Source organism: Pseudomonas sp. HR96 (assembly GCF_034059295.1).
In the GTDB taxonomy this organism is placed as follows: Bacteria; Pseudomonadota; Gammaproteobacteria; order Pseudomonadales; family Pseudomonadaceae; genus Aquipseudomonas.
In genome coordinates this window covers 620701-637570 of the sequence record NZ_CP139141.1, presented here as the reverse complement: position 1 = coordinate 637570, position 16870 = coordinate 620701, and the positions used below count along the sequence as shown (strand labels likewise).

At 62.6% G+C, this 16870-nt stretch carries 15 protein-coding genes; 12 read left to right on the top strand and 3 right to left on the bottom strand.

The annotated features are described in order from the left end of the window. Positions 1-61 precede the first annotated feature (61 nt). The 11 genes from SFA35_RS02970 (at position 62) to SFA35_RS02920 (ending at position 14243) form a co-directional block, all read left to right on the top strand. Positions 62-2857, top strand: a complete 2796-nt coding sequence (locus tag SFA35_RS02970; protein ID WP_320575066.1) for an LPS-assembly protein LptD — start codon at positions 62-64, stop codon at positions 2855-2857. After that, positions 2838-4154: a peptidylprolyl isomerase gene (locus SFA35_RS02965; protein WP_320575064.1), complete on the top strand. Its 1317-nt coding sequence runs from the start codon at positions 2838-2840 to the stop codon at positions 4152-4154. The genes SFA35_RS02970 and SFA35_RS02965 overlap by 20 nt, the downstream gene beginning before the upstream one ends. Further along, a complete protein-coding gene (gene pdxA, locus SFA35_RS02960; protein WP_320575062.1) occupies positions 4151-5140 on the top strand; it encodes a 4-hydroxythreonine-4-phosphate dehydrogenase PdxA in 990 nt (329 codons plus the stop codon). The genes SFA35_RS02965 and pdxA overlap by 4 nt, the downstream gene beginning before the upstream one ends. Further along, positions 5137-5931, top strand: coding sequence for a 16S rRNA (adenine(1518)-N(6)/adenine(1519)-N(6))-dimethyltransferase RsmA (gene rsmA / locus SFA35_RS02955; protein WP_320575060.1), 795 nt, complete (start codon positions 5137-5139; stop codon positions 5929-5931). Before pdxA ends, rsmA begins: the two co-directional genes overlap by 4 nt. Before the next feature lie 145 nt (positions 5932-6076). Further along, the gene (gene apaG / locus SFA35_RS02950) at positions 6077-6457 is read left to right on the top strand and encodes a Co2+/Mg2+ efflux protein ApaG (protein ID WP_320575059.1); all 381 of its coding nucleotides are present in this window, start codon (positions 6077-6079) and stop codon (positions 6455-6457) included. Further along, positions 6457-7368: a symmetrical bis(5'-nucleosyl)-tetraphosphatase gene (locus SFA35_RS02945; protein WP_320575057.1), complete on the top strand. Its 912-nt coding sequence runs from the start codon at positions 6457-6459 to the stop codon at positions 7366-7368. The genes apaG and SFA35_RS02945 overlap by 1 nt, the downstream gene beginning before the upstream one ends. 43 nt (positions 7369-7411) lie before the next feature. Continuing rightward, positions 7412-7735 carry a thiosulfate sulfurtransferase GlpE gene (glpE, locus tag SFA35_RS02940; protein WP_320575055.1) on the top strand — a complete coding sequence of 108 codons (324 nt, stop codon included), beginning with the start codon at positions 7412-7414 and terminating at the stop codon, positions 7733-7735. Positions 7736-8028: 293 nt separating this feature from the next. Then, positions 8029-9951, top strand: a complete 1923-nt coding sequence (locus SFA35_RS02935; protein WP_320575054.1) for a PrkA family serine protein kinase — start codon at positions 8029-8031, stop codon at positions 9949-9951. Between the two features lie 153 nt (positions 9952-10104). Then, the gene (locus SFA35_RS02930; RefSeq protein WP_320575052.1) at positions 10105-11379 is read left to right on the top strand and encodes a YeaH/YhbH family protein; all 1275 of its coding nucleotides are present in this window, start codon (positions 10105-10107) and stop codon (positions 11377-11379) included. Continuing rightward, positions 11376-12938, top strand: coding sequence for a SpoVR family protein (locus tag SFA35_RS02925; protein ID WP_320575050.1), 1563 nt, complete (start codon positions 11376-11378; stop codon positions 12936-12938). Before SFA35_RS02930 ends, SFA35_RS02925 begins: the two co-directional genes overlap by 4 nt. A gap of 75 nt (positions 12939-13013) precedes the next feature. Next, positions 13014-14243, top strand: a complete 1230-nt coding sequence (locus SFA35_RS02920) for a multifunctional CCA addition/repair protein (protein WP_320575048.1) — start codon at positions 13014-13016, stop codon at positions 14241-14243. A gap of 5 nt (positions 14244-14248) precedes the next feature. On the opposite strand, the gene folK is transcribed toward SFA35_RS02920, so the two are convergent. Beyond that, on the bottom strand, positions 14249-14770 hold the full coding sequence (gene folK / locus SFA35_RS02915) for a 2-amino-4-hydroxy-6-hydroxymethyldihydropteridine diphosphokinase (RefSeq protein WP_320575046.1): 522 nt from the start codon (positions 14768-14770) through the stop codon (positions 14249-14251). Next, positions 14761-15114, bottom strand: coding sequence for a dihydroneopterin aldolase (gene folB / locus SFA35_RS02910; protein WP_320575043.1), 354 nt, complete (start codon positions 15112-15114; stop codon positions 14761-14763). The genes folK and folB overlap by 10 nt, the downstream gene beginning before the upstream one ends. A gap of 73 nt (positions 15115-15187) precedes the next feature. Here folB and plsY point away from each other — a divergent pair, with 73 nt between their 5' ends. Beyond that, positions 15188-15757 carry a glycerol-3-phosphate 1-O-acyltransferase PlsY gene (plsY, locus tag SFA35_RS02905; RefSeq protein ID WP_320575041.1) on the top strand — a complete coding sequence of 190 codons (570 nt, stop codon included), beginning with the start codon at positions 15188-15190 and terminating at the stop codon, positions 15755-15757. 16 nt (positions 15758-15773) lie between these two features. Here the strand turns inward: plsY and tsaD are convergent, their stop codons facing one another. After that, positions 15774-16799, bottom strand: coding sequence for a tRNA (adenosine(37)-N6)-threonylcarbamoyltransferase complex transferase subunit TsaD (tsaD, locus tag SFA35_RS02900; protein WP_320575039.1), 1026 nt, complete (start codon positions 16797-16799; stop codon positions 15774-15776). Between the last annotated feature and the right edge of the window lie 71 nt (positions 16800-16870).

Sequence of the window (16870 nt, the reverse complement as noted above, 5' to 3'; positions counted from 1 at the left end):
CATCGAGAGGCGTGCGGCCCCCCCGCGGGCAGATGGCACGCAGGAAGCCCGGACTAATAAGATGGCATTGAAATCCCCCGCGTTTCGTAAAAAATTTCCATTGCTGGTCACAGGCGGTTTGCTGGCCATGCAACCTCTGGCCGCACCTATGGTGTACGCCGCCGAGCAGTATGACTGTTCTGTTTCCGCTACGGGAGCCTGGGATTGCAAGCCCAAGGCCGATGGCGCGAACCTGCCGCCGCGCCCCATGCACGCCGACCCTGCCGCGCCAGCCAGCGCGGCCGACGGCGGCGTGGCTGCGAGCGGTACGGATGCCAAGCCGGTTCCGGTGACAGCGGCCAAGGGCCGCGGCCTGAAGTCGCGCAGCACGGATTTCAGCCACCTGGACTGGGTACCCCGCGACAAGCTGACCCCCGCTCAGCTCGCCGAGACCGGGCCATACTGCGCCGGTGCCTACATCGAGCCGCTGCGTCCGGGCATGAACGACACTACGTCGAAGAAAGACGCCCCGACCTTCATCGGTGCCAAGGCCTCGCGCTACCAGCAGGAAGAGCAGGTCGCCACGCTGGCTGGTGACGTGGTCATGCGCCAGGGCAGCATGCAGATCGAGGCCGACGAGGCCAACCTGCACCAGGCGCAGAACCGCGGCGAGCTGGACGGCAACGTCAAGCTGCGCGACAACGGCGCGCTGATCGTCGGCGACCACGCCGACGTGCAGATGGACACTGGCGAAGCCCAGGTCGACAACGCCGAGTACGTGCTGCACAAGCAGGGCATTCGCGGCAGCGCGCTGTACGCCAAGCGGGCCGAGAACTCGATCATCCGCTTGAAGGACGGCACCTACACCAGCTGCGAACCGAACAGCAACGCCTGGCAGATCAAGGGTAACAACATCACCCTGAACCCGGCGACCGGCTTCGGTACCGCGACCAACGCCACCCTGCGGGTCAAGGACATTCCGGTCCTGTACACGCCGTACATCTATTTCCCGATCGACAGTCGTCGGCAGTCCGGCTTCCTGCCGCCGAGCTTCGGCACCGGCAGCGACACCGGCTTCACACTGATGACGCCGTACTACTTCAACCTGGCACCGAATTACGACGCCACGCTGTATCCACGCTACATGGCCAAGCGCGGCATGATGGTGGAAGGCGAATTCCGCTACCTGACGCCTTCGAGCGAAGGGCAGCTGGGTGCTGCATACCTGAATGACCAGGACGACGATCGCAGCGGCCAGACCGACGCCAAAGATCAGCGCTACATGCTGCACTGGGAACATAGAGGCGGGCTGAGCGATCGGATCACGACCAAGGTCGATTACACCGACATCAGTGACCCCTACTACTTCCAGGACCTGTCGACCAACGAGTCGGGGATTGGCAAGACCGATTACGTGAATCAACAAGGTTCGGTCAGCTACCGTGGTGACCACTATGTAGCCAGTGTCAACCTGCAAGCCTATCAACTGGCGACCGTAGCGGACACCACTCCGTACAATAGGCTGCCGCAGCTCACCCTCGACGGCGCGCTGCCTTATCACCCATACGGCCTGGCGTTCGATTACCACACTGAAGCGGTGCGCTTCGAGCGTGACCTGCAAAGCGGTACCTACACGGATCAGGACGGCGATGTGTCTGCGCGCCTGGACCAGAACGTGTTTGGTCTTGCTCGCGCGAACGGCGACCGCCTGACACTGGCGCCTTCCATGAGCTTGCCACTGCAAGCCTCTTATGGTTACGTGCGGCCAACGCTGAAGTATGTGTACACCAAATACGACCTGGACCTCGATTCCACGGGCAAAGCGAACCTGGCCAGTGCTACCAACCTGACCGTTCCGGGTTATGGTCAGGAATTCAACAGCTCTCAGGATCGCTCGATTCCAGTCGCCAGCGTGGACAGCGGCCTGTACTTCGACCGCAACACCAACTGGTTCGGTACCGACTACCGTCAGACCCTCGAGCCGCGGGCCTACTACCTGTATGTGCCGTATCGCAACCAGAATGACATTCCGATCTTCGACACCAGTGAGTACACCTTCAACTACGCCTCACTGTTCCGTGACAGTCGTTTCTCGGGCACTGATCGCATCGGCGACGAGAACAAGCTGTCGCTGGGTGTGACCAGCCGCTGGATCCAGGACAATGGCTTCGAACGCCAGCGCTACAGCATCGGCCAGGCCATCTACTTCAGCGACCGGAAAGTGCAGCTGCCGGGCATCGACTTCGATACCCGCAAGGACGCACAGACCAACTACTCGCCGATTGCCCAGGAATACGAATACCGCTTCAACCACGATTGGCGCTTCACCGGCAACTTCAACTGGGACCCGGACACCGCCTCGACCCGCTCGGGCGCGGCCATGTTCCACTACCAGCCGGAGAACGATCCGAACAAGGTGGTCAACTTCGGTTACCGCTACCGTAACGACCTGATCCACTACGACGCTTCCACTGGCAAGTGGGCAGTAGGCGGCGGCGACTATGGCACGCCAGGTCAACCGGGCTACATCAAGGACTACTACAAGATCCAACAGCATGACTTCTCGGTCATCTGGCCGATCGTCCCGCAATGGAACGCCATCAGCCGTTGGGAATACGACTACAACCGCAACCGTACCCTGGAAGCCTTCGGTGGTTTCGAGTACGACAACTGCTGCTGGAAGATGCGCCTGATCAGCCGCTACTGGGTTGATTACGACGAAGTCAGCCAGACATTGCCGCAGAACGAAAAAGGCGACCGCGGCGTATTCCTGCAGATCGTGCTCAAAGGCCTGGGTGGCATCGTCGGCACCAAGGTTGATAGCTTCCTCGACAAAGGCATTCAAGGTTATCGTGAACGTGAAGACCAAGCTTATTGATCGTCTGCGCCCGCTGATGCTGGGCGCGTTGTTACTGGGTTCCGCGGCGCACGCCGAGGTTCGTCCCCTGGATCGGGTCGTCGCCATCGTCGATAACGATGTGGTCATGCAAAGCCAGCTGGACCAGCGGGTTCGCGAGGTCCAGCAGACGATCGCCAAGCGTGGCGCCGAAGTGCCACCGGCCGACGTCCTGCAACAACAGGTGCTCGAGCGCCTGATCGTGGAAAACCTGCAACTGCAGATCGGCGATCGCTCGGGGATCCGAATCACCGACGAGGATCTCAACCAGGCGATGGGCACCATTGCCCAGCGCAATGGCATGAGCCTGGATCAGTTCCGTGCGGCCCTGGCCCACGACGGCCTGTCGTATGACGCCGCGCGTGACCAGGTTCGCCGGGAAATGATCATCAGCCGCGTGCGCCAGCGTCGTGTCGGCGAGCGCATCCAGGTCTCGGAGCAGGAAGTGAAGAACTTCCTCGCCTCGGACCTTGGCAAGATGCAGATCTCCGAAGAGTTCCACCTGGCCAACATCCTCACGCCAACCCCGGAGAACGCCAATTCCGAGGCCATCCAGGCCGCAGCCAAACAGTCCCAGGATATCTACGACCAGCTCAAGCGTGGCGCCGATTTCGGCCAGATGGCCATCGCCAAGTCCTCCAGCGACAACGCGCTGGAAGGCGGCGACATGGGCTGGCGCAAGGCGGCGCAACTGCCACCGCCATTCGACAAGCTGCTCGGCACCTTGAGCGCCGGCGACGTGACTCAGCCTATCCGTACCCCGGGTGGCTTCATCATCCTCAAGGTCCTGGAGAAACGCGGTGGCGAGACCCAGACCAAGGATGAAGTACACGTGCGTCACATCCTGATCAAGCCGACCGAAATCCGCAGCGACGAGGAAACCCATCGCCTGGCCGACCGTCTGTACGACCGCATCAAGAATGGCGAGGACTTCGGCGAACTGGCGAAAAGCTTCTCCGAAGACCCGGGTTCGGCGCTCAATGGTGGCGACCTCAATTGGGTCGACCCCAACTCGCTGGTACCGGAGTTCCGCCAGGTCATGAACGAGACCCCGGTCAACACCGTTTCCAAGCCGTTCCGCAGCCAGTTCGGCTGGCATATCCTGGAAGTGTTGGGCCGCCGCGCCACCGACAACACCGAACAGGCGCGCGAGCAACAGGCGATGAACGTGCTGCGTAACCGCAAGTACGACGAAGAGCTGCAAAGCTGGCTGCGTCAGATTCGCGACGAAGCCTACGTTGAAATCAAGCTGCCTGGCGCCGACCAGGCTGCGCAGTGACCCCTCGCCGTTTCGCGTTGACGCCCGGCGAGCCGGCGGGCATAGGTCCAGACCTGTGCCTGCTGCTCGCCGCGCAAGCCCAGCCGTACCCTCTCATTGCCATCAGCAACCGTGACCTGCTCGCCGAGCGGGCCACGCAGCTGGGCGTGGCCGTCGAACTGATCACGGTCAGCCTCGACGCCCTGCCCGATACGCCGGCCAAGGCTGGCGCGCTGTATGTGTGGGACACGCCGCTCGGCGCGCCCGTGGTGCCTGGGCAGCTGGACAAACGCAACGCCGACTTCGTCCTGCAGACCCTGACCCGTGCCGGCGAAGGCTGCCTGAGCGGGCATTTCGCCGGCATGATCACCGCCCCGGTGCACAAGGGCGTGATCAACGACGGTGGCATCGCGTTTTCCGGGCATACCGAGTTTCTCGCCGAGCTGACCCATACCGAGCAGGTGGTGATGATGCTGGCCACGGGCGACCTGCGGGTGGCGTTGGTGACCACTCACCTGCCGCTGCGCGAAGTGGCCGACGCCATCACCGCAGAGCGCCTGGAACGCGTGACGCGCATCCTGCACAACGACCTGCGCGGCAAGTTCGGCCTGGCCAACCCGCGCATCCTGGTCTGCGGGCTCAACCCCCATGCCGGCGAAAGCGGCCACCTGGGCCGCGAAGAACTGGACATCATCGAACCCGCCCTTGACCGGCTGCGCAGCGAAGGCATCGACCTGCGCGGACCGCTGCCGGCCGACACCCTTTTCACCCCCAAATATCTGGAGCATTGCGACGCAGTGCTGGCGATGTACCATGACCAGGGCCTGCCCGTACTCAAGTACAAGGGCTTCGGCGCTGCGGTGAACATCACCCTGGGCCTGCCGATCATCCGCACGTCGGTTGACCACGGCACCGCCCTGGACCTGGCCGGCAGCGGCCGGATCGACACCGGCAGCCTGCAGGTCGCGCTGCACACCGCCTACCAGATGGCCGAGACCCATTCATGAGTGAGCAATACCAACACCGGGCGCGCAAGCGCTTCGGCCAGAACTTCCTGCACGATGCCGGCGTGATCGATCGCATCCTGCGTGCCATCCACGCCCGCCCCGGCGACCGTGTGCTGGAGATCGGCCCAGGTCAGGGTGCCCTGACCGAAGGCCTGCTCGACAGCGGCGCGCAGCTGGACGTGGTGGAACTGGACAAGGACCTGGTGCCAATCCTCAACCGCCAGTTCGGCGGCCGCGACAACTTCAGCCTGCACCAGGGCGACGCCCTGAAGTTCGACTTCAACAGCCTGAACGCAGCGCCAGCGAGCCTGCGGGTGGTTGGCAACCTGCCGTACAACATCTCCACGCCGTTGATCTTCCATCTGCTGCAGAACGCGTCGCTGATCCGCGACATGCACTTCATGCTGCAAAAGGAAGTGGTCGAGCGCCTCGCTGCCGGTCCGGGCGGCGGTGATTGGGGCCGGCTGTCGATCATGGTGCAATACCACTGCCGCGTCGAACACCTGTTCAATGTTGGGCCCGGGGCGTTCAACCCGCCACCCAAGGTCGACTCGGCCATTGTCCGCCTGGTACCCCATGAGGTCCTGCCCCACCCGGCCAAGGATCACCGGCTGCTCGAGCGGGTGGTGCGCGAAGCATTCAACCAGCGCCGCAAGACGTTGCGCAACACGCTCAAGGCGCTGCTGCCCAACGAGGCCATCAAGGCGGCTGGCGTGGACGGCGGACTGCGCCCGGAACAGCTGGATCTGGCCGCATTCGTGCGCCTGGCCGATCAGCTGGCCCTGCAGTAATCCATCAGCCTCATCGCGACGCCGGACGCGATGAGGCCTGAATGCCCTGCGCATCATTCCCGACCTTTGCTGTCTCATGTCCTAGACTGATCCAATCGGCACACCAGCCGGTTCTATTTTGCATTTGGAATGAAAGGCTCATTGCATGTCCGATCCCCGTTATCAGATCGACGTCAGCGTCGTCACCCGCTTCCTCGCCGAACAGTCGCAACCGGAGCAGCAACGCTTTGCCTTTGCCTACACCGTCACCGTACAGAACAACGGCCAGGTGCCGGCGCGTCTGCTCTCGCGGCACTGGGTCATCACCGACGGCGACGGCAAGGTCGAGGAAGTGCGCGGCGCGGGCGTGGTCGGCCAGCAGCCGCTGATCGCGGCGGGCGAGAGCCACACGTACAGCAGCGGCACCGTGATGACCACCAAGGTCGGCAACATGCAGGGCAGCTACGAGATGCTGGCCGAGGATGGCCAGCGCTTCAACGCCGTCATCGCGCCCTTTCGCCTGGCGGTGCCCGGGGCCTTGCACTGATGACCCTTTACGCCGTCGGTGATCTGCAAGGGTGCCTGGACCCCCTGCAATCCCTGCTCGCGCAAGTGGCATTCAACCCCGAGCACGATCACCTCTGGCTGGTCGGCGACCTGGTCAACCGCGGCCCGCAGTCGCTGCAGACCCTGCGCTACCTCTACGCCATGCGCGACTCGCTGACCTGCGTACTGGGCAACCATGATCTGCACCTGCTGGCCGCCGCCGCCAAGCCCGAGCGCCTGAAAAAAGGCGACACCCTGCGCGAGATACTGGACGCGCCCGACGCCCCGCAACTGCTCGGCTGGCTGCGCCAGCAGAAGCTGATGCACTACGACGAATTGCGTGACACCGCGCTGGTCCATGCTGGCATCCCGCCGCAGTGGAGCGTTCGCAAGGCACTGCGCTACGCCGGCGAGGTCGAGGCGGCATTGCGCGACGACACCATCTACCCGGGTTTCCTCGACGGCATGTACGGCAACGAGCCGAACAAATGGGACAAGGACCTGCGCGGCATCGCGCGCCTGCGCACCATCACCAACTATTTCACCCGCATGCGCTTCTGCAGCCGCGACGGTAAGCTCGACCTCAAGGGCAAGGAAGGCGCCGATTCAGCCGCGCCTGGCTACGCTCCCTGGTTCAGTTACAAGGAGCGCAAGACCCGCGACACGCGGATCATCTTCGGCCACTGGGCGGCGCTTGAAGGGCGCTGCAACGAGCCGGGCATCTTTGCCCTGGACACCGGCTGCGTGTGGGGCAACGCCATGACCCTGATGAACGTCGACACCGGCCAGCGCTACGGCTGCGCCTGCTCCGAACAGGGCTTTGCGCGGGTACAGCCGGCGGCCCCCAGCCCTGCCGTCGAGCCGACGAAATCGGCTGCCCAGCCATTAGCCGCCCCGCCCAGTCAGGGCTAGAATGGCAGCTCAGCCCGTATAAACCGTATAAAAGGAGCGGTCCATGACCGAATTCAAACGCATCCCTCCCGCCCAAGCCCAGGCCCTGCGCGAACAGGGTGCGGTGGTGGTCGACGTGCGCGATCCGCAAACCTTCGCCAGCAGCCATATCGCCGGCGCGCATCACCTGGACAACCATTCGCTGCACGACTTCATCGCCAATGCCGACCTCGACAAGCCGCTGGTCGTGGTCTGCTATCACGGCAACTCCAGCCAGAGCGCTGCGGCCTATCTGGTCAGCCAGGGCTTTGCCGAGGTCTACAGCCTCGACGGTGGCTTCGAGCTGTGGCGCAGCACCTATCCGGCCGAAATCGCCCAGGCCGAGTAAACATTTCGCGAGAATTTTTTTCATGGCGTCCATCCCGCTGGATTCGCGGGCTGGGGCCACGGACAGAGGTTTGCGCAGCATAACTAATTTCGCTTTACACCTTGAAGTCTCCGATTCCGAACTACTCTTAAGCTCAGGCCATCCAAATCAGGGGAGAGCCGGTACACCGGCGGGCGGGTCATCGGTAAGGTTTACAAGGTGTTTGGGGGGTATACAGCGGCCGGTTCCTCGGTCACTGCCAGCATCAACTGAGTGATCCGGCGCCGGCTCCACGTATCGAGCGAGGTGACGTCATGAGTATTTTTAGCCACTTCCAGCAACGCTTCGAATCCACACGCCAGGAAGAGCTGTCGCTGCAGGAGTATCTGGAACTCTGCAAAAAGGACCGAAGCACCTACGCTTCGGCTGCCGAACGCATTCTGATGGCGATCGGCGAGCCCGAGTTGCTCGACACGTCGACCAACTCCAGGCTGTCGCGCATCTTTTCCAACAAGGTGATCCGTCGCTATCCGGCGTTCGAGGACTTCCATGGCATGGAAGACTGCATCGACCAGATCGTCTCGTACTTCCGCCACGCGGCCCAGGGCCTCGAAGAGAAGAAACAGATCCTTTACCTGCTTGGCCCGGTGGGCGGCGGCAAATCCTCGCTGGCCGAGAAGCTCAAGCAACTGATCGAAAAAATACCGTTCTACGCCATCAAGGGCTCGCCGGTGTTCGAGTCGCCTCTGGGGCTTTTCAACGCCACCGAAGACGGGGCGATTCTCGAGGAAGACTTCGGCATTCCCCGACGTTATCTCAACACCATCATGTCGCCTTGGGCGACCAAGCGGCTGGCCGAGTTCGGGGGCGACATCAGCCAGTTCCGCGTAGTCAAACTCTATCCTTCCATCCTCAACCAGATCGGCGTGGCCAAGACCGAACCCGGCGACGAGAACAACCAGGACATCTCGGCGCTGGTAGGCAAGGTCGACATCCGCAAACTCGAGGAATATTCCCAGAACGACGCAGACGCCTACAGCTACTCAGGCGCACTGTGCCGGGCCAACCAAGGCATGATGGAATTCGTCGAGATGTTCAAGGCGCCCATCAAAGTGCTGCACCCGCTGCTCACCGCCACTCAGGAAGGCAACTACAACAGCACCGAGGGCCTGGGCGCCATCCCGTTCAACGGCATACTGCTGGCCCACTCCAACGAATCGGAGTGGCACAGCTTTCGCAACAACAAGAACAACGAAGCCTTCATCGACCGGATCTACATCGTCAAGGTGCCGTACTGCCTGCGCGTCAGCGATGAAATCAAGATCTACGACAAGCTGCTGTTCAACAGCTCGCTGTCCAAGGCGCACTGCGCGCCTGACACCCTGAAAATGCTCGCGCAATTCACCGTACTGTCGCGGCTCAAGGAACCGGACAACTCCAACATCTACTCGAAGATGCGCGTGTACGACGGTGAAAACCTCAAGGACACCGACCCCAAGGCCAAGTCGATCCTCGAATACCGCGACAGCGCGGGCGTGGACGAGGGCATGAACGGCCTGTCGACGCGCTTTGCCTTCAAGATCCTGTCCAAGGTATTCAACTTCGACCCGCACGAGATCGCCGCCAACCCGGTCCACCTGCTGTATGTACTGGAACAGCAGATCGAACAAGAGCAGTTCCCGGCAGAAGTCCGCGAACGCTATCTGCGCTATCTCAAGGAGTACCTGGCACCGCGCTACATCGAATTCATCGGCAAGGAGATCCAGACCGCCTACCTGGAATCCTACAGCGAGTATGGGCAGAACATCTTCGATCGGTATGTGCTGTACGCCGACTTCTGGATTCAAGACCAGGAATACCGCGACCCCGAAACGGGCGAAATCCTCAACCGCGTGGCCCTTAACGAAGAACTGGAAAAAATCGAGAAACCGGCCGGCATCAGCAATCCGAAGGATTTCCGCAACGAGATCGTCAACTTCGTGCTGCGCGCCCGTGCCAACAACAACGGCAAGAATCCGACCTGGCTGAGCTACGAGAAGCTGCGGGTGGTGATCGAGAAGAAGATGTTCTCCAACACCGAAGACCTGCTGCCGGTCATCAGCTTCAACGCCAAGGCCAGTAAGGAAGATCAGCAAAAGCACAATGACTTCGTCAGCCGTATGGTTGAGCGCGGTTACACCGACAAGCAGGTCAGGTTGTTGTCGGAGTGGTACCTGAGGGTCCGTAAATCCCAGTAGCAGCTCCTAGCGTCCAGCTGCAAGCTGCAGGCAAGGGCAAGCGCGCCAGGCTCGACTTCATGCCGGCCTGGCGTTTTGCTGATGTCTGACGGCGAGCAGCGTTTGACCAGGAGCTTGCAGCTAAAGGCTTGAAGCTGCCCGGAGGGCCCCCGAATGAGTTACGTGATTGACCGACGCCTGAATGGCAAGAACAAGAGCACGGTAAACCGTCAGCGCTTTCTGCGACGTTACCGCGACCACATCAAGAAAGCCGTCGAGGAGGCGGTCAGCCGCCGCTCCATCACCGACATGGAGCATGGCGAGCAGATCAGCATCCCCGGCCGCGACATCGACGAACCGGTGCTGCACCACGGGCGCGGCGGAAAGCAGACCGTCGTGCACCCCGGCAACAAGGAATTCACCGCAGGCGAACACATCGCCCGGCCGCAAGGTGGCGGCGGGGGTGGGAAGGGGCCGGGCAAAGCCGGCAATTCCGGCGAGGGCATGGATGAGTTCGTGTTCCAGATCACCCAGGAGGAGTTCCTCGAGTTCATGTTCGACGACCTCGAGCTGCCAAACCTGGTCAAGCGTAACCTGACCGGCACCGACACCTTCAAGACCGTGCGCGCCGGCATCAGCAACGAAGGCAACCCTTCGCGCATCAACATCGTGAGGACCTTGCGTTCGGCCCATGCCCGACGTATCGCCCTGTCCGGCAGCAGCCGTGCCCGGCTCAAGGAAGCCAAGCTGGAGCTGGAGCGGCTCAAACGTGAAGAGCCGGACAACTTCGGTGACATCCAGCTGGTAGAGGCCGAGATCGAAAAACTCAGTGCGCGCATCCACCGTGTGCCCTTCCTCGACACCTTCGACCTCAAGTACAACCTGCTGGTCAAGCATCCCAACCCCAGCTCCAAGGCGGTGATGTTCTGCCTGATGGACGTCTCCGGCTCCATGACCCAGGCCACCAAGGACATCGCCAAGCGCTTCTTCATCCTGCTGTACCTGTTTCTCAAGCGTAACTACGACAAGATCGAAGTAGTGTTCATCCGCCATCACACCAGTGCCCGTGAAGTGGACGAGGAGGAGTTCTTTTATTCGCGCGAAACCGGCGGCACCATCGTCTCCAGCGCGCTGAAGCTGATGCAGGAAATCATGGCCGCACGCTACCCCACCAGCGAGTGGAACATCTACGCGGCCCAGGCTTCCGATGGCGACAACTGGAACGACGATTCGCCGATCTGCCGCGAGATCCTGGTCAAGCAGATCATGCCGTTCGTGCAGTACTACACTTACGTGGAAATCACCCCACGCGAGCATCAGGCTCTATGGTTCGAATACGAGCGTATCGGTGAATCCTTCGCCGACACCTTCGCCCAGCAGCAACTGGTATCGGCCGGGGATATCTACCCGGTCTTCCGTGAACTCTTCCAGCGCAGGTTAGTGTCATGACCGCTAGAGAGCAGAAGCGCCAACCGTTATCCACCGGCTCGGAATGGACGTTCGAGCTGATCCAGGCCTACGACCGAGAAATCGCTCGTATCGCCGAGCGCTATGCGCTGGACACCTACCCCAACCAGATCGAAGTCATCACCGCCGAACAGATGATGGACGCCTATGCCTCGGTGGGCATGCCGTTGGGCTATCACCACTGGTCCTACGGCAAGCACTTCCTCAGCACGGAAAAGTCCTACAGCCGCGGCCAGATGGGCCTGGCCTACGAGATCGTGATCAACTCCGACCCCTGCATCGCCTACCTGATGGAAGAAAACACCATCTGCATGCAGGCGCTGGTGGTGGCTCATGCCTGCTATGGGCACAACAGCTTCTTCAAGGGCAACTATCTGTTCCGCACCTGGACCGACGCCAGCTCGATCATCGACTACCTGGTGTTTGCCAAGCAATACATCATGCAGTGCGAGGAGCGCCACGGCATCGATGCAGTGGAAGACCTGCTCGACTCCTGCCACGCCCTGATGAACTACGGCGTGGACCGCTACAAACGACCTTACCCCATCTCCGCCGAAGAAGAGCGGCGCCGGCAGAAGGACCGCGAAGAGCACATGCAGCGCCAGATCAACGATCTGTGGCGCACCATCCCGAAAAGCGCCGACAAGTACAGCGAGAAGGACAACGCCCGCTTCCCTTCCGAGCCTCAGGAAAACATCCTCTACTTCATCGAGAAGCACGCGCCGCTGCTTGAGCCGTGGCAACGCGAAGTGGTGCGTATCGTGCGCAAGATTGCGCAGTACTTCTATCCGCAGCGCCAGACCCAGGTCATGAACGAAGGCTGGGCGACCTTCTGGCACTACACCTTGATGAACGATTTGTATGACGAGGGGCTGGTTACCGACGGCTTCATGATGGAATTTCTGCAGTCGCACACCAGCGTGGTCTACCAGCCGGGCTTCGACAGCCCCTACTACAGCGGTATCAACCCCTATGCGCTGGGCTTTGCCATGTACCGTGACATTCGCCGCATGTGCGAAGCCCCCACCGAAGAGGACCGCAAGTGGTTCCCGGACATCGCCGGCAGCGATTGGCTGTCGACCGTCAAGTTCGCCATGAGCAGCTTCAAGGACGAGAGCTTCATCCTGCAGTATCTGTCGCCCAAGGTGATTCGCGACCTCAAGCTGTTCAGCATTCTCGACGACGACCAGCGTGAAGACCTCACCGTACCCGCCATCCACGACGAACCGGGCTACCGGATCATCCGCGAGACGCTGGCGGCGCAGTACAACCTGGGCAACCGCGAGCCCAATGTGCAGATCTGGAGCATCGACCGCCGCGGCGATCGTTCGCTGACCCTGCGCCACCAGCAGCACGACCGCAAGCCACTGGGCGAGTCCACCGAGGAAGTGCTCAAGCACCTGCATCGGTTGTGGGGGTTCGACATTCACCTGGAGACTCTGCAGGGCGAGCAGGTGATGAAGACCCACCACGTGCCGCCCCGCAACGAGCATGGTGACGGTGATTACGGCCGTCTCGATCTGGCGGTGGTCCACCTCTGACATCCGTTGCACCCGAGCAAACCTCTGCGGGCCGCGCACAACAGGTTATCCTGTGCGGCCAACGGAGGTTTTTTCATGCACATCTACAAAGTCGGCGGCGCGGTTCGCGATCGTCTCCTGGGCTTGCCGGTCAGCGACATCGACTGGGTCGTGACCGGCGCCACTGCCGAACAGATGACCGAGCTCGGCTATCGCCCGGTGGGCATGGACTTTCCGGTGTTCCTCCATCCGCACAGCCAGGAGGAATATGCCCTGGCGCGCACCGAGCGCAAGAGCGGCCGCGGCTACGGGGGTTTCGTCTTCCACGCCAGCCCTGACGTCACGCTGGAGCAGGATCTGATCCGCCGCGACCTGACGATCAACGCCATGGCCGAGGACGACCAAGGCAACCTGACCGACCCCTACAACGGCCAGCAAGACCTTGCAGCACGCATCTTGCGTCACGTATCACCGGCATTCGCCGAAGATCCCCTGCGCGTCCTGCGGGTCGCGCGGTTTGCCGCACGCTACGCCAGCCTCGGCTTCAGGGTGGCGGATGAGACCTTGGCGCTGATGCGCCATTTGAGCGAATCTGGCGAGTTGCAGGCGCTGACCCCGGAACGCAGCTGGAAGGAAATTTCCCGCGCGCTGCTGGAGCCGCAACCCCAGGTGTTTATCCAGGTGCTACGCGACTGCGGCGCCCTGCAGCAGCTTCTGCCCGAGGTGGATGCGCTGTTCGGGGTGCCACAGCCCGCCGCCCACCATCCGGAAATCGACAGCGGCGTGCACACCCTCAGCGTGCTGCAACAGGCGGCCCGTTTCGCCCAACCGCTGACCGTACGTTGGGCCTGCCTGCTGCATGACCTGGGCAAGGGCACCACGCCCGCCAGCGAGTGGCCGCGGCACATTGCCCACGAGCACCGCGGGCTCAAACTGATCGCAGCGGTGAACCAGCGCTACAAGGTGCCCAAGGATTGCGCCGAATTGGCTCTGCTGGTGGGGCAGTACCATACCCACGGCCATCGCGCCCTGGAGCTCAAGCCCTCGACCCTGCTGGAGCTGCTGCAGAGTTTTGACGTCTATCGTCGCCCGCAGCGGTTCGAAGAGTTCGTGGTCTGTTGCGAAATGGACGCTCGAGGACGGCTCGGGCTGGAGGACCGCGCTTATCCGCAGGCGGACTACCTGCGTGGCGCCGCCCAGGCGGCTCGCGAAGTCGCAGTCCAGCCGCTGCTGGAGCAGGGCTTCAGGGGCCCGGAGCTGGGCGAAGCGTTGAAGCGCGAGCGGCTCAAGGTGCTCAGCGAGTACAAGGCCTCGGCTGCGCGATAAAGCCTTTAAAGACGGATCAGAGATTGCGTCAAATCCCGCCCGCGCCACTCGAAACGCACCGGCGCCAGCACCTGATCGATCTGCGCCTCCTGCCACAAGGTCGCAAAGCGCTTGCCCTCGCCGTGGTGCATATCGTCGGGAGCAATCAGCGACAGCGGCCACAACACGAAGGCATTCCTGAGGATCTCGGCGCGCGGCAAGACCAGGCCGTCGAAATTGCCCACCAGCTCACCGTAGGTCAGCACGTCGATGTCCAGCGGCAGGCCGCGCCGCTGCGGCGCGTAGCGGCCGTTGTCGGCCTCGATGAACTTCAGCCGGCGGTCCAGCTCCACCAGCGGCAGGTCGGTCTGGGCCGAGACCACCAGGTTGAAGAACGGCCCGCTCTTGATGCCCACCGGCTGGCTCTCGAACACCGGCGAGCACTGCAGGTCGTGCAGAAAAGCATCGAGGGCCTCGAGCCCGGCGCATAGATGGGTCTCTCGGTCGACATTGCTGCCCAGGCCGAGCAAAACCTTGGTCAGCGACATCCGCGCTCGATCTCCACGCCAACACCCGTAGCGGCCGGAACGGCGCCGGGCTTGGTCAGCTTCAGGCGCAACCAGGGAATGCCGAACTCGCTCATCAGCACCGCAGCCAGACGCTCGGCGAAGGTTTCCACCAGTTCGAATTTCGAAGCCCGGGCGAACGCCTCGACGCGTGCCGACACTTTGGCGTAGTCAAGCGCCAACGCGAGGTCGTCGCCGGCCGCAGCCGGGCGGTTGTCCCAGGCGAAATGCAGGTCCAGGCGCAGGCACTGAACGATGCCCCGCTCCCAGTCATAGGCGCCGATCACGGTATCGACCTGCAGGCCTTCAATAAAGACGGTATCCAAACACTTCACTCCGCTGCACGACAAGGGCGCCCCGCGCCGTTAGAATCGGGCGTCCCTGCCCGGAATAGTACGCATGTTTTGGTTGCTGGCGTTACTCGCCTACCTGCTCGGCTCGGTGTCCTTCGCCATCGTCCTGAGCCGCCTGACCGGCCTCCCCGACCCACGCCTGAGCGGCTCGGGCAACGCCGGCGCGACCAATATGCTGCGCCTGGCCGGTAAAAAGCTTGCCATCCTCACCTTGCTCGGCGATCTGTGCAAGGGCCTGCTGCCGGTGCTGATCGCCCGCTGGCTGGACCTCGGCCTGCAGGATCAGGCCTGGGTGGGCCTGTGTGCGGTGATCGGCCACCTCTACCCGCTGTACTTCCGGTTCAAAGGTGGCAAAGGCGTGGCGACCGCGGCTGGCATGCTGCTGGCCCTTTACCCGCCCGCCGCCCTGCTGGCAGCGCTGGCCTGGGGGCTGACCTTCTACCTGACCCGCACCAGCTCCCTCGCGGCGTTGATTGCCACGCCGCTGACCCTGCCCCTGCTGGCCTGGCGTGAACCCGAGGCCTTGCTGCCGATCTGCGTGCTCACCGGCCTGATCGTCTGGCGCCATCGCGGCAACCTGCGTGACCTGTTGGCCGGCCGCGAGCGGCATTTCTAGGCGTCCTGAAGCGCAGTCAGATCGCCGCCAACTGCTCCATCGGCCAGCGCGCCTGCACCGAAATCGCCAGACTTTCATGCTGGCCTGCCTGCAGACGCTGGCAACCGGCATAAGCGATCATCGCGCCGTTGTCGGTGCAGAACTGCGGCCGCGCGTAGAACACTTCTCCGCCCAGCCCACCGAGCATGTCTTCCAGGGACTCGCGCAGGGCCTTGTTGGCACTTACCCCACCAGCGATCACCAGGCGCTTGAGCTCAGCCTGCTTGAGGGCACGCTTGCACTTGATGGTCAGAGTCTCTACCACCGCCTGTTGGAAGGCCAGAGCAATGTCGCTGCGGGTCTGTTCGCCGTCGTCCCCAGCATTGCGGCAGTGCTGCCAGGTGTTGAGCGCCGAGGTCTTCAAGCCGCTGAAGCTGAATTCCAGGCCAGGTCGGTCGGTCATCGGCCGCGGGAAGGTGAAGCGCCCCGCCACGCCCTGAGCCGCCAGCCGGGCGATCTCCGGCCCGCCTGGATAGTTGAGGCCCATCATTTTCGCGGTCTTGTCGAACGCCTCGCCTGCCGCATCGTCCAGGGTCTCGCCGAGCAACTCGTAGCGGCCGATGCCATCGACCCGCACCAGCTGGGTGTGGCCGCCGGAAACCAGCAGGGCGACGAACGGAAACTCGGGGGGCTGCGCTTCGAGCATCGGCGCCAGCAGGTGGCCTTCCATGTGATGCACCCCCAGCGCCGGAATGCCCCAGGCAAACGCCAGCGCCTGGGCGCACGACGCCCCTACCAGCAACGCGCCGACCAGGCCGGGCCCGGCGGTGTAGGCGATGGCGTCGATCTCGGTGGGCACGCAGTCAGCCTCGGCCAGTACCTGGCGGATCAGCGGCAGCATGCGCTTGACGTGGTCGCGCGAAGCCAGCTCGGGGACCACACCACCGTAGGCCCGGTGCAGGTCGATCTGGCTGAACAGGGCGTCGGCCAGCAGGCCGCGCTCGCTGTCATATAATGCGACACCTGTTTCGTCGCAGGATGTTTCCAATCCCAGTACTAGCATGGGCTCTGGCCTTGTAGGGGCTGTTCGAAGGCGCGCATCATAGTCGCCGCTGCGGGTACCGCCTAGCCCTT

What these genes read in the sequence shown, in the direction of transcription:
- tsaD (WP_320575039.1), bottom strand. Translation starts at nt 16,799, where the DNA reads ATGCTAGTACTGGGATTGGAAACATCCTGCGACGAAACAGGTGTCGCA.
- rsmA (WP_320575060.1), top strand. Translation starts at nt 5,137, where the DNA reads ATGAGTGAGCAATACCAACACCGGGCGCGCAAGCGCTTCGGCCAGAAC.
- apaG (WP_320575059.1), top strand. Translation starts at nt 6,077, where the DNA reads ATGTCCGATCCCCGTTATCAGATCGACGTCAGCGTCGTCACCCGCTTC.
- SFA35_RS02970 (WP_320575066.1), top strand. Translation starts at nt 62, where the DNA reads ATGGCATTGAAATCCCCCGCGTTTCGTAAAAAATTTCCATTGCTGGTC.
- SFA35_RS02945 (WP_320575057.1), top strand. Translation starts at nt 6,457, where the DNA reads ATGACCCTTTACGCCGTCGGTGATCTGCAAGGGTGCCTGGACCCCCTG.
- SFA35_RS02925 (WP_320575050.1), top strand. Translation starts at nt 11,376, where the DNA reads ATGACCGCTAGAGAGCAGAAGCGCCAACCGTTATCCACCGGCTCGGAA.
- SFA35_RS02935 (WP_320575054.1), top strand. Translation starts at nt 8,029, where the DNA reads ATGAGTATTTTTAGCCACTTCCAGCAACGCTTCGAATCCACACGCCAG.
- plsY (WP_320575041.1), top strand. Translation starts at nt 15,188, where the DNA reads ATGTTTTGGTTGCTGGCGTTACTCGCCTACCTGCTCGGCTCGGTGTCC.
- SFA35_RS02920 (WP_320575048.1), top strand. Translation starts at nt 13,014, where the DNA reads ATGCACATCTACAAAGTCGGCGGCGCGGTTCGCGATCGTCTCCTGGGC.
- folK (WP_320575046.1), bottom strand. Translation starts at nt 14,770, where the DNA reads ATGTCGCTGACCAAGGTTTTGCTCGGCCTGGGCAGCAATGTCGACCGA.
- SFA35_RS02930 (WP_320575052.1), top strand. Translation starts at nt 10,105, where the DNA reads ATGAGTTACGTGATTGACCGACGCCTGAATGGCAAGAACAAGAGCACG.
- glpE (WP_320575055.1), top strand. Translation starts at nt 7,412, where the DNA reads ATGACCGAATTCAAACGCATCCCTCCCGCCCAAGCCCAGGCCCTGCGC.